The following is a 14,377-nucleotide window of genomic DNA, read 5'->3' as shown; positions in this document are numbered from 1 at the left end:
TTTGCGCCATCAAAGGGAAAAAACAGCATGACAACAAATGGGGAATTAGCTCACGAACTCAATCTACTGGTATTAAAAACACGGATGACCTTCCGCCAAAGCATCCAGCGGTTGCTCAAACAAAATAATGTCGACATGACTTTCGAAATGTTGCAGATTATGCACTGCCTGTGGAAAGAACAGGGAGTCAGCCAGCAAACCCTGGCCGAGAAAACAGCGAAAGACAAGGCCTGCCTTACCAACCTGATCAACAACCTGGAAAAGAAAAACTGGGTTGTCAGGCAGGAAGATGCCAGCGACCGGCGGAATAAATTGATTTTCCTCACTCCCGAAGGGGAAGAAATGGCCAGACGTATAAAGTTCATACTGAAAGGTATGTACGATCAGGTGGGCGAACAAATGAATCCCCGGCAGATGGGTTCCTGCATAAAGCAATTGACGAAGCTAAATGAGATATTCGATAAGATATAGTTTATTATTGTTACTGTTTATTTTGAAGCCTGTTGCGACTCGTTCCCAACAGGCTTATTCTCTTACCCTCGACGAACTGTTCCGGCTGGGTACGGAGAATAGTCTACGGCTGCAAGCCACCCGCATGCAGGAGGTGATAGCCGCCGACAAGGAAAAAACAGCACAAACCTCGCGGCTGCCTGACATCAGTATCGGGGCTACCACGGGATATATCGGACGGCCGACCGTCTTCCGGCAGGGCCTTTCGCAACCCGTGCATCCCGACATGCCGGACTGGTCGCATAATTATAATGTAGAGGTGACGCAACCGATCTACCGGGGCGGCAAGATACATTATACGATCAAACGCTCGTCGCTGGAAAAGCAGATTGCCGCTTTAAACTCGACCAACGACAAAGCCGAAATAAAGCTGTTGCTGCTCGGCCAATATATGGATTTGTTCAGCCTGTACAAGCAAAAAGAGGTATTCGCCCGTAACGTGGAGGAGTCGGCGCGACGGCTGGAAGATATCCGCCGTTTGAAGAAAGAGGGGATCGTCACCCGCAACGATGAGTTGCGCAGTGAGTTGCAACTGACTAACGACCAATTGGCTTACCGGGAAGCGAACGACAATATCGCCATCGTCTCCCAGCAGTTGGATGTCGTCCTCGGACTGGATGAAACCTTGCTGCTCCAACCCGATACGGGGTTGCTCTACACGGCGGTATCGCTCGAAAGCAGTGACGAATATGTGCGGCAGGCTTACGATAATTATCCTGAATTGCAGATTGCCCGCTACAATACGCGGCTGGCGGAAAACGATATCCGCCTGTCGAAGGCAGACTATCTCCCCTCGCTTTCGCTCCGTGCCGCCAATACGCTGGCGCGCCCGTTGAGCACGACGATGGAAGATATGTTTTCCAACAACTGGAACATCGCGCTCAGTCTCTCTTACAACCTGTCTTCCCTCTATCAGAACAAGCATAAGGTGCACGAAGCGCGGCAATATGTAAATATCCGGAAGAACCGGGAAGAACAGGTCAGGCAGGATATCCGTGTCAACGTAAAAAGTGCCTGGATCAAGCACCATGAGGCGCTCGACCGGGTAGAGGCTTTGCTCCTCTCCGTCCGGCAAGCCGAAGAAAATTACCGGATCGTGCGGAACCGTTATCTCAACCAGCTTTCCATCCTGACCGACTTGCTGGATGCCAGCAGCATCCGGTTGGAAGCCGAGTTGCAACTGACGAATGCACGGACGGAAGTCATTTACAGTTATTACCAATTGATGCGTTCGTGCGGGAATTTATAATCAGATAAAAACAAACCGATATGTCCGGACTACATAAGAAAAGAAAACAACTCAGACGACTGAAGATACGCAACATTACCCTCAACACGGTATGCATCTTGCTGGCTTTTAGCGGGATATCCTGGACAGTCAATTATTTCTGGAAATACGTGAACTACGAGATAACCAACGATGCCGTTGTCGACCAGTACATCACCCCGGTCAACATCCGTGTATCCGGTTATATCAGCGAAGTCCGTTTCACCGAGCACCAGCATGTAAAAGCGGGCGATACCTTGCTTATACTCGACGACCGCGAATACCGTATCAAGCTGAAAGATGCGGAAGCCGCCCTGCTCGATGCCCGCGCCTCGAAAGACATCCTGAGCTCCGGCATACAGACTTCTGAAGTCAACGTCAGCGTGCAGGAGGCCAATATCGCCGAAACGAAAGCCCGCCTGTGGCAACTGGAACAGGATTACCGCCGTTATGCCAACCTGCTGGCCGAGGAGTCGGTATCGCAACAGCAATACGAACAGGTAAAGGCCAATTACGAAGCCATGCAAGCCCGCTACGATGCTTTGCTGCGCCAGAAAAGTGCCGCGCAGTCGCAATATTCGGAGACGAGCAAGAAAAGCGGCAGTGTGGAAGCCATGATCCTGCGCAAAGAAGCCGACCTCGAAATGGCGCAGCTCAACCTCTCCTATACGGTCGTCACCGCCCCGTTCGACGGATATATGGGTCGCCGCACGCTGGAAACCGGGCAACTGGTGCAGGCCGGCCAGACGTTGAGTAACCTGGTACGCGGCGACGACAAATGGATAACGGCCAACTACAAGGAGACGCAGATCAGTAACATTTATATCGGCCAGGAGGTGCGTATCAAGGTGGATGCCATCGACAACCGTGTCTTCCACGGTAAAGTGACGGCCATCTCCGAAGCGACCGGCTCTAAATATTCCCTGGTGCCGACCGACAACTCCGCCGGCAACTTCATCAAGGTGCAGCAGCGCATCCCCGTCAGGATCGACCTCACAGATGCGTCACCCGACGACATGAACAGGCTCCGCGCCGGGATGATGGTGGAGACGGAAGCATTGAAAAAAGACTAAAAACGAGTAGGATAAATGGCTAACCAAGCACTTTTAAGTGTACCGATACGTCCCTGGGTTCCCCGCTGGCTGGGTATCGTTACGGCTTTTGTCGTGATGCTCCCGATCATCCTGATAAACGGTGCCTATACCGGAAATATCACTGAGGTTTCCGGCACGTTGGGGGTGTTGAGCGAGGATATCAGCATGGCTTATTATGCCACTTCAGCGGGTATGGCGGTGGCTTATCCGCTGATCCCGAAGGTGCGCCCGGTAGTGACGACCAAGACGATCCTGCTGATCGACCTTTTGTTGCAGGTGATACTCAGCTTTATCTGCGCGCAAGTCAACCAGATGGATATAATTATTGTATGCAGTTTCTTTATCGGTTTCCTGAAAGCATTTGCGATGTTGGAGATTATTTTGATGATCCGTCCGCTGTTCAGTCCGAAGAATGTCCGCAGCGAGTTTTACGCTTACTTCTACCCGATCGTGTTCTCCGCCGGGCAGGTTTCAATGGCGGTGACGGCGCAGCTGGCTTATTATTATCAATGGCAGTATATGTATTATTTTGTTATCTTGCTGCTGTTGGTGGCCATATCTTTTATCCTGATGTTTTTCCGGTACGCCAGGCGTCCGGTTTATTTCCCGTTTAAGGAGATCGACTGGAAAAGTATCCTGCTCATGGCATCTATCCTGCTTTTTACTATCTGGTCGGCCACCTATGGCAAGACGCTCGACTGGTTTTCGTCGACAAAGATAACGGTTTATGTATTGTCGTTGCCCGTCCTGGTCTGGCTGTTCCTGTTCCGGCAAAAGACGACGCGGAATCCTTATCTCCGGCTGGAAGTGCTGAACAGCAGCAAAGCGTTGATCGGTTACTTTTACATGATGCTGGTCATGTTCTTTTCTGCAACCAGTTCGCTGGTTACCAGTTATATGAATAGTATTATCCGGGTAGACAGCGTACATGCCAACTTCCTCAACCTGTGGATGCTGCCGGGCTTTATATGCGGGGCGGTGATTTGTTTCTGGTGGTTCCGGTGGCAACGATGGCGTTTCAGGGTACTTATTTCGGGGGGAATGTTGTGTTATGTGATTTACCTCACCATCCTTTATTTCGGGATCACTCCCGACGGGAGATATGAGATGTTGTACCTTCCGATGTTTCTCCGGGGAATGGGTATGATGATCCTGTTTATTGCTTTCGGTGTATTTGTCGTAGAAGATATGAACCCGAAGCTGATGATATATAACGCTTTCTTCCTGATCACCTGCCGCTCGGTGATTGCTCCGGCACTGGCATCGTCTTTCTTCAACAATATGCTTTACCGCGTTCAGTTGCAGGGCATGACGATCTTATCGGAGAATATGCGTATGGATAATCCGGTGGCAGCACAGTTGTATGAGCAATCCAGGACAGGCATGCTGGCGCAGGGACACAGTATGACCGATGCGACAGCACTGGCATGCAACAGTCTTTATACGACACTCCAAACGCAAAGCCTGTTGCTTGCCCTAAAGACAATCATCGGCTACGTACTGATCTTTGCTATTGTCGTGATGGTGATTTCGCGCTTCACTCCTTTCCATAAAACGCTGAAGGTAGAGATTGTAAAGACAGGGGAAGATATGGTGTAAATCAGATAAGTAATCTTCTGACGCAAGGTCAGGCTATAAAAAAAGCATCCCTCCCTGTCACAGAGAAGGACGCTTTTTCATTTCTTTCATTTCTTGTCGTTCATCGCTTCCAATAAGAACTTACCGGGTTTGAACTTAACAGTTCTTCTGGCCTCGATCATAACAGGTTCACCTGTTTTGGGGTTACGGGCCATACGGCTGTTCTGCGGTCTGGGTGATAAAGTACCAAAACCAATAAGGGTTACTTCGTCATTCGCTGACAAAACTTCAGTTACGATCTCCATGTAGGCTTCTAGCACCTTGCTTGCTTTCTGTTTTTGTAGCCCGCTTCTTTCGGCTAAGGCTGCAACGAGTTCTGCTCTGTTCATTGAGTTTTTTATTAATAAAATAAGAATTATAGTCATTAAACAACCACCTCCCGGAAAATGTTCATCAGAACCTAAAAACCAAGCGATAGCGACTAAATCAGCCGTAAAGATAATGAAATAATTTATTTTAAATATAATATTCAGCAGAATCTATAATTCCTGCACGAAGTGCATAGCGGGTTGCTTCATGTAAATTGTTCACTTCGATCTTGCGGAAGATGTTCTTCCGATGCGTGGTTATGGTGTGAATACTTGAAAAACGCTCAGCAGCAATCTCCTTTGTCGTTTTTCCTAAAGCAATGGATTTCAATATCTCCGTCTCCGTAGATGTCAGCACGGGATGTTCTTTTTGCTGTCCGGCTTTCCTGTCGGACAGTAAATTATTTATCCGGTTACAGATGAAACGCTGCGAACGGAAAGCGGAAAATATTGCTGTACGAATTTCTTCTAAAAAAGAATCTTTTAGTACAATACTGAATGTTTCGCTGCTGAAAATTATCCGGCGGATGAAATCTTCACTCAATTCTTCACTGAAAAGTATCCAGGAAATCCGCTTGAACCGTTCTTGCAGGATGATCAACTCATCGGCACTATTCAGGTCGAAAAGGGTATAATCCAGCAGGACGACCGCATCGGGATAACGCACCAGCAACCGGAGCAATTCTTTCTTGTCGGCCGCTTCAGTCACCAGACCGACCTCCCGCATCTTATCTGTGAGATATAAGATGCCGGCTTTAGTGATATCCTGATTATCGGCTATGACAAGGGTTCTCATACGTCAGCGGTTAAAGCTTGCCTGATATCGTTATACAGATCGTCCACCGACTCCAGGCCGACCGACAGGCGGATGGTTTGCTGGCTGATATCCATACTCTGCCGCAGTTCTTCCGTGAAACTGCCATAGATGGTACTGGCCGGATGGATGGCGAGTGTCTTATTATCGAAGAGGTTGGTCGCACGGCGGATCAGCTTCAGACGGTTCATAAAGGCAAAACAGGCTTCGCGCGAAACCAGGTCGAACGTCAGCATGGCACCGGGGTATTTACCGAACTGTGCCGTGCTCAGTTTATAATAAGGATTATCTTTCAGCCCGGTATAGTTGACGGAGACAATGCCGTCCAGTGCCTGCAAACGTCCGGCCAGTTCCAGGCAGTTCATTCCCTGGCGGTCGAAGCGTACCTGCATCGTTTCCAGTCCCAGGGTCTGCATATAAGCGACCTGGGGAGTCATATAGGCACCCAGGTTACGATGGATCTCTTTACGCAGACGGGCAGTGAAGGCGCGTTCGCCGAACTGTTCGTACCAATGTTTCAGGGTGATGAAATGGCTCCAGTCGAAAGTACCGTTATCCAGGATCAGTCCCCCTATGCTAGTCGCACCGCCGGATATATATTTTGTGCTGGATATGATCTCTATATCTATACCGTATTCCTTTCCATGAAAGACGGAGAAAGGTACGATCGTCGTGTCGGCGATCAACGGAATGCCCGCTTCTTTTCCGATAGAAGAAAGCAGCTTCAGATCGGCTACTTCCAGTTGCGGGTTCGTGATCACTTCCAGAAAGAGGGCACAGGTATTGCAGTCGATGTTGGCACGTACTTCATCCGAGTTTGTCAGGTCACAGAAGCGGGCTTCCATACCGAAAGCGGCCAGTGTATTCTTCATCAGCGAAAACGTATTCCCGAACAGGTGCGGCGACGTAACGATATTTGCATTGGCACGTCCGATCGTCATCAGCGTATTGCAGATAGCGGCCATTCCCGAGTTCAGGGCAGTGACGCTCATGGCTCCGGTAATGGCGCGTACACGGTCTTCAAAATATTGTACGGTAGGATTCGTGATCCTTGAATAAGCATGGTCGGATGTGTTTCCGCAAAAGGCGGCTTCCATCGCTTCGGCGGTATCGAATTCGTATGCAGCCGTGTTATATACCGGCATGGATAATGCGTTATATGCATCCGGCTTTTCGTAAGGGGTATGAAGCACGCGGGCCTCAAAACTAATATCTTCCATTCTGTACTAATCTAGCGTTGTTTTCTTTTTGCCGTTACAAAAGTATTATTCATTTGGCAAAAATTAGCACATCAGAATGTTAAATACTACCTTTGGGTTCATATAAACAAAATAAAAGTCAGATTTATGAAGATCATCACATACAACGTCAACGGCCTGCGTGCCGCCGTAACCAAAGGCCTGCCGGAATGGTTGGCACAGGAACAACCGGATGTACTTTGCATACAGGAAACCAAGCTCCAGCCAGAACAATTTCCTTCTGAAGCGTTTGAAGGATTGGGCTACAAACCCTACCTCTTCAGTGCGCAGAAGAAAGGATATAGCGGTGTTGCCATCCTCACCCGCCGGGAACCCGACCATGTGGAGATCGGCATGGGGATAGAAAAGTATGATAACGAAGGACGTTTCATCCGTGCGGATTATGACGACACTTCCGTTGTAAGCGTTTACCACCCTTCAGGAACTAGCGGTGACGAGCGGCAGGCCTTCAAGATGGAATGGCTGGAAGACTTTCAGAACTATGTAGTGGAACTGCAAAAAACAAGAAAGAAGCTGATCCTCTGCGGCGATTATAACATCTGCCACGAACCGATCGACATCCACGACCCGGTACGCAACGCCACGAACAGCGGTTTCCTTCCCGAAGAGCGCGAATGGATGACCCGCTTCCTCGATGCCGGCTTTATCGATACCTTCCGTTACCTGAACCCGGAGAAGCAGCAATATACCTGGTGGAGCTACCGTTTCAGTGCACGCAAGAACAATAAGGGCTGGCGCATCGATTACTGTATGGTAAGCGAACCGGTCAAACCCTTATTGAAAGAAGCCTACATCCTGAATGACGCCGTACATTCGGATCATTGCCCGGCGGTACTGGAAGTAGAACTATAAACGATTACTCCCGCCAGTGCTGCGGTTTGTCCAAGGCCGTTGTACAGCGGATACGGCCTTTCGGGATGTTATCCGTGTCGGGGGTCAGGTATTGGTACATCCAGTAGTCGGCATACTCACGGGGCAGCGGATAAGGCGGGAAGAAACCTGCGCTTTCCGCATCGCCCTTGAAGCCGTGCCGGGGGTAATACTCTTTATGCCCCAATACTAAAACCAGCTTTACACCGGACTCCCGCAGATACCGTAAGCCCGCTTCAATCAGTAGTCCGCCGAGCCCTTGCTTCTGATACGCCGGCTTTATTGCAAGCGGGGCAAGTATATAGATCGAAGAAGTGTCGACGGAACCTTCCGCTACCCCCGGAGTAAAGAGGATATGGCCTACCGCTTCCCCCCGGTAAAAGGCCAGCAGGGAGAGATACGGCTCCGTATTCTCAACGGCTATGACCTCGGCTACCCATTCAGCCTCTTTAGCACTACCGAAAGCGAGTGTTTCGATCTGCATCACGTCGTTAAAATCGTCAGAAGTTGCCCTTCTGATCTGAACATCATTTTCCATCATTGTTTTATTTATATATAAGTATAAAGAGAGAAACAGGGAAATAAGAAATCGGTTCGGGTAGAGATTATTACCCAAAAGAATAGAAGTGGCCAGCCTGAAAAGAGTTACAGGCTGTTATTAAGCACCTATATGTAAAGATTGTGTGTTCAAAAAGCAGTTATTATAATTCGGGGCAAAGATATCTGAATTTCCGGGAAATGCAATAGGTATGCGGGATATTAACATGTAGCCCCACCATTAACGGGCAGGGCTACATACTATGTTTCAATATTTTTCAAGCGCTTCCAAGATCAAGCGTTCCATGATCTTATACCCATCCATAGTAGGGTGTACGCCATCTTTCGAATACTTTTCGGGGAGTCCGTTGCGGGCATCTTTCAGGGCGGAATGGTAGTCCACATAAGTCAGGTTATGACGGTCGGCATACTCCTTGATCATCTTGTTCAGGGCGATGATCTTATCGGCAGGCTCCAGGCCCTTGCGCCAGCCGTATTCGTAGGCAGGCAGGATGGAACAAAGGACGACATCGATGTTGTTGGCTTTAGCCAACTCAGCCATCGAGATGATGTTGCCCAGGATATTTTCGGGAGCGATATAGCCGTTGTTCTGCGCGATATCGTTGGTACCGGCCAGGATCACTACCGCTTTAGGTTGCAGGTCGATCACGTCGGCACGGAAACGAACCAGCATCTGCGCAGTCGTCTGTCCGCCGATCCCACGGCCTATGTAACGGTTGTTCTTAAAGAATAAAGAGTCGGTATTCCACCAACCGTCCGTGATGGAGTTTCCCATAAAGACCACCCGCGTAGGTGTCTCGACCGATTTATTGGCTTCTGCATAACGACCGAACTGCGCCCAATCGTTCTGCTGACTAAAGAGTGAGGAAGTGGCCAACATACACATGGCCAACACAAACCATTTTCTCATGTTCTTCATACGATGAATTTCTTTTATTAGGTTACAATAGGTACAAAAATAGTCGTTTTATCATTATCTTTGCAGCGATACTGAACAAAAACACTTATAAGGCTCCATGAAAAGCTATTTCAAACGAAATCGTTTCTTTCTTCTATGCATTCTCCTCTTTGCGGCAACCCTCTCTCCCATCGCTGCTATGGACGGGGCGGGAATGGCATTCAAGGTCAGTTTATCCGGGAAGATATACCGCCGCTTCTCCTTCCTGGTGGAAGAAGACATACGTCCCCAAAGCGACTTCCGGCAGGCGGAGTGGTTCCTGACCACCGGAGAGGTGAACTACACTTTCAACCGTTACTTTAAGACAGGCATCGCCTACATGCTGCTCTGCCAGTATAAAGCATCCGAAGAACTGCGGAACCGTTACTACGTCTACGCCTCAGCCAACTACCCGGTCGGCAACTTCACCCTGTCGCTCCGCGAACGTTTCCAGAGCACATACAAAACAGGCGGCCAGCATCCCAAGAACTATCTCCGCAGCATGCTCACCCTCTCCTACAAGATCCGAAAGACAGGTATTTGCCCTTTCGCCTATGCCGAGGTATTCAACGACACGGGGTATCAGGGGCGGATGCATGCCGACCGGATACGCCTGTCCGCCGGAAGCGACTACAAGATAAACAAACAGAACTCGCTGCAACTGTATTACCGCTACCATATATTTAATGTATACGACCCGGTGAACTATAAACATGCAATAGGCCTGACCTATGCACACCGGTTCTAAAAAAATACTTATCTTTGCCCCCGAAATTAAAAGACATGATACGGAAAGCCCCGGCTTTCCCGAGTACTTGATAAACCTCGTAAAAAACAAGAATTATGCAGAAGACAACTGTTTCAATCCCCTTCATGCTGCTGGGCATCCTGTTCAATATATGCCTGGTCGCTTCCAACCTTTTGGAAACCAAAGTAGTCCAGGTATTCGGCATCACTGCCACTGCCGGGCTGATCGTATTCCCCATCTCGTATATCATCAACGACTGTATCGCCGAGGTATGGGGATTTAAAAAGGCGCGCCTGATTATCTGGAGCGGCTTTGCCTCCAACTTCCTCGTGATCGGGTTCGCCCAACTGGCCGTTATGCTTCCCGCCGCCCCGTTCTGGGAAGGGGAAGAAGGGTTCAACTTCGTATTCGGGATGGCGCCGCGTATCGCCATTGCCAGCCTGATCGCGTTTCTGGTGGGTTCGTTCCTCAATGCGTATGTGATGAGCAAGATGAAGATCGCTTCCAAAGGGAAGAACTTCTCGCTGCGTGCCATCGTTTCGACACTGGCGGGCGAAAGCGCCGACTCGCTGATCTTCTTCCCGATCGCTTTCCTCGGACTGATACCGCCCAGAGAGCTGCTGATCATGATCGGGACACAGGCCGTACTGAAATCGCTTTATGAAGTACTGATCCTGCCTGTCACCATCCGCATAGTGAAGTATATCAAGAAAGTGGACGGAAGCGATGTGTATGATATCGGGACGTCTTACAATGTGTTGAAAGTGAAAGATATATAAGAAGAAGAAAAGCCCCGCGCCTGTTACAGACGCGGGGCTTTTGTTATGTACGGGAACGGGTTACTATCACCTTTACCACTTCCCCATTTTCAAACTTGACGATGTAGGCACCGGAGGGCAAACCTTCCACACGCGTCTCGCCGTCAGGCAGGCGAAGGTTGCGTTGCGGACGTCCGGCCAGGTCGAAGATGATGGCGGTCGTGGCCTGCGGGACAGTGATCGACAAAGCATTGCCGAAGACGCGGACAGTGGCGGGGACGGTCGCCAGGGTTTCGTTGGCCACCGGGTCGGGGTTCTTCACGATGCCGTCGATGAATATATCGAGCGGTTGACGAACATATTTAATGATATATGCACCGTCACTCGTACGGGGGGTGATGGTTTCGCCACGACTGGTCGTTACTAACGGAACTGACTGGTCATACTCCTTGTCGAGCGAGAGATAGAACCGGAAGCTACCCCATGACTCCACTTCATACGCTCCGGCAACCGGATCGGTTACAGCTCCCTCAACGACCGGTAGGGTAACATTGTAATAGACCGTTGCAGGTGGTTCAGGCGGTGTTATCTGTTGTTTGAATGTAGCGGAAAAAGCGACTGGGCTTTCCAGCATCGTGTATGTGCTGTTGTTACTGAGTGTTGCTGCCTGACCACTTTTCGGGGTGGCGGTGATAGACTCCAATGCGTAGCCGGAAGCCGGAATTCCACTGACAGTAAGTATGGTATTGCTTGCTACCTTATCTTGATTGCTGACGGTAATGTCAGTACCGGTTGTAAGAACCAGCTCGTTTCCGTTGCCCGGATCAAGTACGGTCACGAGATAAGTCTTTTGCAAAGGTTGCTGAGTGGTAGTTTCAGCCGTAGCACCTTCTTTTACGACAACAGATCCTGCATTATCCATGCCGGAAGTGGTTAACTTTGTATTTGCTTCAGCAACCATGGAGGCTTGAGGGTTCACTTTGATCCCTTTGTCACTATCGGTAGTCGTGTTAGTCGCTGTGATTTCTGTATTTTTTCCGGTGATTGTCAGGCTACCGTTATTTGAGATACCATACTGGTTGGCCTCTCCGGCTTTCACTTCTAAATTACCTCTGAAAGACACCTTAGCTCCGTTGGCAATTGTCAGCGCAGGGGCAGCTGTTGTTGATGAGTTGATTTTTGCATTCTCGAACGTCAAGACGCCTTGGGCGGTTTCATCAATCAGCATGCGTTTTGTGTCGGCAAGGGTGTTTTTTATTGTGCCGTTGAAAGAGAGTAAGGAAGGGGTTGACCGGGTAATTGCAGCTTTCATGTATTTCCATATATTTCCGTCTTTGGAGATGGTGATGTCTTCGTTCTTTTCATTCAGATCTAAAGGCTGTATCTCAAATTCTCCTTGGAAAGAGGCATCGGCTGAGAGTGTGAGTGTGCTTCCGTTTGTGATGGTTGTTTCTCCATTTTTGAGGGTAGCAGTGATACCTTCATCGTTTGGTGTAGCTGTAGGTGTGATATTTGCCGTATTCGGCACCTGATCGCCATCTTCGAGCATCACGTCTGTTGCGGCATATTGATCCCATTTTACGGAAATAGTCCCTATACCTTCTGTTTCGAGGGTGGCAATACCTACGGTATATAGCGTTTCCTCTGCTTTCTTCAGACGGTAAGTATGACCGGCTTTGTAAATAAGAGTGGTGACAGGGGTAATGCCACTCTCCAGCCTTACAAGCCCTGCGAAGGTGGTTGTTTTAGGTAGATTTCCAGTAACAACCAGAGGTAAATTAGGCGGTAAAGCACCAAGATCCATTGTTTGAAGTAAGATGTCGCGACCGACTAATTTACCGTCACCACTGATGTGTATAGGATTATCTTCATTAAAAGCAAATCCTCCCAAATTATAGGAACCACCTTCGGTTTGAATACTTCCTCTGCATGTTGCAATCGTATTATCGAGAACCAGATTGTTTATTCCTCTTATCTGCGGTAAGTTATAGGGCTGGTTCTCACTGCCGATACCTTTTAGTGTCAATGTACAATCTTTGTACTCACTTCCGTGGGGTTCATTGCCGGACATGATGGATTCTATGACGCTTCCTCCTTCTATGGAGATGCTTAATTTACCCTCTACAGCTATGGCTTTTCCTTGCATTTGTCCTCTGGCTGCTCCTACTGTTTTTATAGTACCATCTTTAATTACTATACTTGCATTGCCTTTAACAGAGCCTTTATTTCCATTATAATTATCACCACTTCCCCAGGCAGCGTCAATTGTGCCTCCTTCAATGGTTACACTAGTATTTTCAGTCACACTGGAAGTGAGACCACCACCAAAAACATTCACATGATGACTACCTTCTTTCAGCCCTTTTATCAAGACCGTTGCAGAGTCAACTTTGCCTTTGTCATCTTCGCTGTTAAAATCTCCAAATCCACCACCGTAAATACTACCACCCATATAAATGTTTGGCGAACCTGATTCTTGTTCCGGATCTATTTTGGCTCCATCCACTATTATAGAAGAAAGACCGGCTACGATGCCGTGGAAACCTCCTGTGTAAATATTACCTTTGAACGTTCCGCCATTAAGTTTTACCTCTGTGCTTCCGCAAGTACCGGAATCGCTACCGCCAAATACGGTTTCTTTAACGACAGCTGTGCCTGAAATGGTTAGTTTAGCTGTGTCGGTAACGTCGCCTACTTCGCCTCCTCCATAAATCCATCCGGTTGTCCCTCCTGACATATTTACTATGGTGTTATCGCATGTACCTCCATAGCCTCCTCCAAAGACAGTGCCATTAATGGTACCTCCAATTATTGTTACGGTTGATGTACCGGTGACGTCTCCAGAATTAGCAGGATCATCCCCTGATGTTGTACTTCCTCCTGTAACCCATCCGAACTGACCGCTTTTAATAGTGATGTTTGTGTTTTCAACATTGCTATTGTTATCTGTACCACCCCAAATGTTTCGGATGCCGGTATTTTTCGCATTATCAATAGTATATCCACTAGCAACAGTCACACCTTCATCAAATGTCAATGCATGTCCATTCGCAGCAATCTGCCAAACCTGAAGCGTAATATTCTTAAATGTAACAGGTGCTGACATTTGGATTCTTGTGAGGTAACTATTATCATCGATATAGGTAAAATTAATGTCTGTTGTTTTACCACTAATTGTACAAGGCTTGCTTGGCATTGTTTTAGCATCCATGACATGATTTATCAATACAATATCAAAGTTTTCCTCTGACGATTCGTTGATTGCTGTTACTGCATCCGCCCAGGTTGCATATTCCGTTTCATTAACAGAAACAGCATTGCTGGTACTTCTTGTCATAAGGGGCATGATTGGTTTTTGAGAAGAACTGGCGTTTGCAGCAGAGCTACCTCCTGAAGGTGATCCTCCTCCCATATTTCGGTTCTGTGCTCCGATCGCCTGAGCTCCGGTCAGGCATAATACAGACAGCATCACCATAATTACATGTGCTGTCATACTCTTTAAGTACTTATTTTTCATGCGTTGTTATTATTAAGTTGATAATAAAAGATTCACAGTTTTAACATTAATTTGTAAGGGGTATATCAACAATGTTGTTGAGGTAGGTGTCAACACCAC

13 protein-coding genes are annotated in these 14,377 nt (G+C 48.3%); 7 read left to right on the top strand and 6 right to left on the bottom strand.

All coding sequences use genetic code 11. The features are described 5' to 3' along the window. Positions 1–27: 27 nt before the first annotated feature. Genes HMPREF1536_RS17350 through HMPREF1536_RS17335 form a run of 4 tightly spaced genes read left to right on the top strand, consistent with a single transcriptional unit; the run spans position 28 to position 4,470 of the window. The gene (locus HMPREF1536_RS17350) at positions 28–471 is read left to right on the top strand and encodes a MarR family winged helix-turn-helix transcriptional regulator (RefSeq protein ID WP_028726793.1); all 444 of its coding nucleotides are present in this window, start codon (positions 28–30) and stop codon (positions 469–471) included. Then, on the top strand, positions 449–1,759 hold the full coding sequence (locus tag HMPREF1536_RS17345) for a TolC family protein (RefSeq protein WP_028726794.1): 1,311 nt from the start codon (positions 449–451) through the stop codon (positions 1,757–1,759). The genes HMPREF1536_RS17350 and HMPREF1536_RS17345 overlap by 23 nt, the downstream gene beginning before the upstream one ends. Before the next feature lie 20 nt (positions 1,760–1,779). After that, complete coding sequence (locus tag HMPREF1536_RS17340; protein ID WP_028726795.1) at positions 1,780–2,850, top strand: HlyD family secretion protein; 1,071 nt, start codon at positions 1,780–1,782, stop codon at positions 2,848–2,850. Positions 2,851–2,865: 15 nt separating this feature from the next. Next, complete coding sequence (locus tag HMPREF1536_RS17335; protein WP_028726796.1) at positions 2,866–4,470, top strand: MFS transporter; 1,605 nt, start codon at positions 2,866–2,868, stop codon at positions 4,468–4,470. Positions 4,471–4,556: 86 nt separating this feature from the next. Here HMPREF1536_RS17335 and HMPREF1536_RS17330 read toward each other — a convergent pair whose 3' ends face one another. From HMPREF1536_RS17330 to HMPREF1536_RS17320, 3 genes are all read right to left on the bottom strand, one after another. Beyond that, positions 4,557–4,838 (bottom strand): HU family DNA-binding protein, encoded by a 282-nt coding sequence (locus HMPREF1536_RS17330; protein WP_028726797.1) that lies wholly within the window; start codon positions 4,836–4,838, stop codon positions 4,557–4,559. 127 nt (positions 4,839–4,965) lie between these two features. After that, entirely contained in the window at positions 4,966–5,613 is a 648-nt protein-coding gene (locus tag HMPREF1536_RS17325; RefSeq protein WP_028726798.1) for a response regulator transcription factor, read from the bottom strand. Then, the gene (locus HMPREF1536_RS17320; RefSeq protein ID WP_028726799.1) at positions 5,610–6,851 is read right to left on the bottom strand and encodes a PLP-dependent transferase; all 1,242 of its coding nucleotides are present in this window, start codon (positions 6,849–6,851) and stop codon (positions 5,610–5,612) included. The genes HMPREF1536_RS17325 and HMPREF1536_RS17320 overlap by 4 nt, the downstream gene beginning before the upstream one ends. Positions 6,852–6,977: 126 nt before the next feature. Between HMPREF1536_RS17320 and HMPREF1536_RS17315 the strand changes: the two genes are divergently transcribed. Then, positions 6,978–7,742 carry an exodeoxyribonuclease III gene (locus tag HMPREF1536_RS17315; RefSeq protein ID WP_028726800.1) on the top strand — a complete coding sequence of 255 codons (765 nt, stop codon included), beginning with the start codon at positions 6,978–6,980 and terminating at the stop codon, positions 7,740–7,742. A gap of 4 nt (positions 7,743–7,746) precedes the next feature. Here HMPREF1536_RS17315 and HMPREF1536_RS17310 read toward each other — a convergent pair whose 3' ends face one another. Continuing rightward, on the bottom strand, positions 7,747–8,301 hold the full coding sequence (locus tag HMPREF1536_RS17310; protein WP_044191606.1) for a GNAT family N-acetyltransferase: 555 nt from the start codon (positions 8,299–8,301) through the stop codon (positions 7,747–7,749). A gap of 264 nt (positions 8,302–8,565) precedes the next feature. After that, a complete protein-coding gene (locus HMPREF1536_RS17305; RefSeq protein WP_028726802.1) occupies positions 8,566–9,237 on the bottom strand; it encodes an SGNH/GDSL hydrolase family protein in 672 nt (223 codons plus the stop codon). 97 nt (positions 9,238–9,334) lie between these two features. Here HMPREF1536_RS17305 and HMPREF1536_RS17300 point away from each other — a divergent pair, with 97 nt between their 5' ends. Together HMPREF1536_RS17300 and HMPREF1536_RS17295 are read left to right on the top strand one after the other, a co-directional pair. Then, positions 9,335–10,003, top strand: coding sequence for a DUF2490 domain-containing protein (locus HMPREF1536_RS17300; RefSeq protein WP_028726803.1), 669 nt, complete (start codon positions 9,335–9,337; stop codon positions 10,001–10,003). 95 nt (positions 10,004–10,098) lie between these two features. Beyond that, positions 10,099–10,782 carry a queuosine precursor transporter gene (locus HMPREF1536_RS17295; protein WP_028726804.1) on the top strand — a complete coding sequence of 228 codons (684 nt, stop codon included), beginning with the start codon at positions 10,099–10,101 and terminating at the stop codon, positions 10,780–10,782. A 43-nt stretch (positions 10,783–10,825) separates the two neighbouring features. Here the strand turns inward: HMPREF1536_RS17295 and HMPREF1536_RS17290 are convergent, their stop codons facing one another. Then, positions 10,826–14,278 carry an InlB B-repeat-containing protein gene (locus HMPREF1536_RS17290; protein ID WP_028726805.1) on the bottom strand — a complete coding sequence of 1,151 codons (3,453 nt, stop codon included), beginning with the start codon at positions 14,276–14,278 and terminating at the stop codon, positions 10,826–10,828. Between the last annotated feature and the right edge of the window lie 99 nt (positions 14,279–14,377).

The sequence above is a fragment of the Parabacteroides gordonii MS-1 = DSM 23371 genome (genome assembly GCF_000969825.1).
In the GTDB taxonomy this organism is placed as follows: domain Bacteria; phylum Bacteroidota; class Bacteroidia; order Bacteroidales; family Tannerellaceae; genus Parabacteroides; species Parabacteroides gordonii.
Note: the sequence above shows the minus strand (reverse complement) of the source record. Positions and strands in the feature narration are given on the sequence as shown.

Excerpts from the sequence above, each read along its gene's own strand:
- HMPREF1536_RS17350 (WP_028726793.1), top strand. The coding sequence starts at position 28 with ATGACAACAAATGGGGAATTAGCTCACGAACTCAATCTACTGGTATTA.
- HMPREF1536_RS17345 (WP_028726794.1), top strand. The coding sequence starts at position 449 with ATGAGATATTCGATAAGATATAGTTTATTATTGTTACTGTTTATTTTG.
- HMPREF1536_RS17340 (WP_028726795.1), top strand. The coding sequence starts at position 1,780 with ATGTCCGGACTACATAAGAAAAGAAAACAACTCAGACGACTGAAGATA.
- HMPREF1536_RS17335 (WP_028726796.1), top strand. The coding sequence starts at position 2,866 with ATGGCTAACCAAGCACTTTTAAGTGTACCGATACGTCCCTGGGTTCCC.
- HMPREF1536_RS17330 (WP_028726797.1), bottom strand. The coding sequence starts at position 4,838 with ATGAACAGAGCAGAACTCGTTGCAGCCTTAGCCGAAAGAAGCGGGCTA.
- HMPREF1536_RS17325 (WP_028726798.1), bottom strand. The coding sequence starts at position 5,613 with ATGAGAACCCTTGTCATAGCCGATAATCAGGATATCACTAAAGCCGGC.
- HMPREF1536_RS17320 (WP_028726799.1), bottom strand. The coding sequence starts at position 6,851 with ATGGAAGATATTAGTTTTGAGGCCCGCGTGCTTCATACCCCTTACGAA.
- HMPREF1536_RS17315 (WP_028726800.1), top strand. The coding sequence starts at position 6,978 with ATGAAGATCATCACATACAACGTCAACGGCCTGCGTGCCGCCGTAACC.
- HMPREF1536_RS17310 (WP_044191606.1), bottom strand. The coding sequence starts at position 8,301 with ATGATGGAAAATGATGTTCAGATCAGAAGGGCAACTTCTGACGATTTT.
- HMPREF1536_RS17305 (WP_028726802.1), bottom strand. The coding sequence starts at position 9,237 with ATGAAGAACATGAGAAAATGGTTTGTGTTGGCCATGTGTATGTTGGCC.
- HMPREF1536_RS17300 (WP_028726803.1), top strand. The coding sequence starts at position 9,335 with ATGAAAAGCTATTTCAAACGAAATCGTTTCTTTCTTCTATGCATTCTC.
- HMPREF1536_RS17295 (WP_028726804.1), top strand. The coding sequence starts at position 10,099 with ATGCAGAAGACAACTGTTTCAATCCCCTTCATGCTGCTGGGCATCCTG.
- HMPREF1536_RS17290 (WP_028726805.1), bottom strand. The coding sequence starts at position 14,278 with ATGAAAAATAAGTACTTAAAGAGTATGACAGCACATGTAATTATGGTG.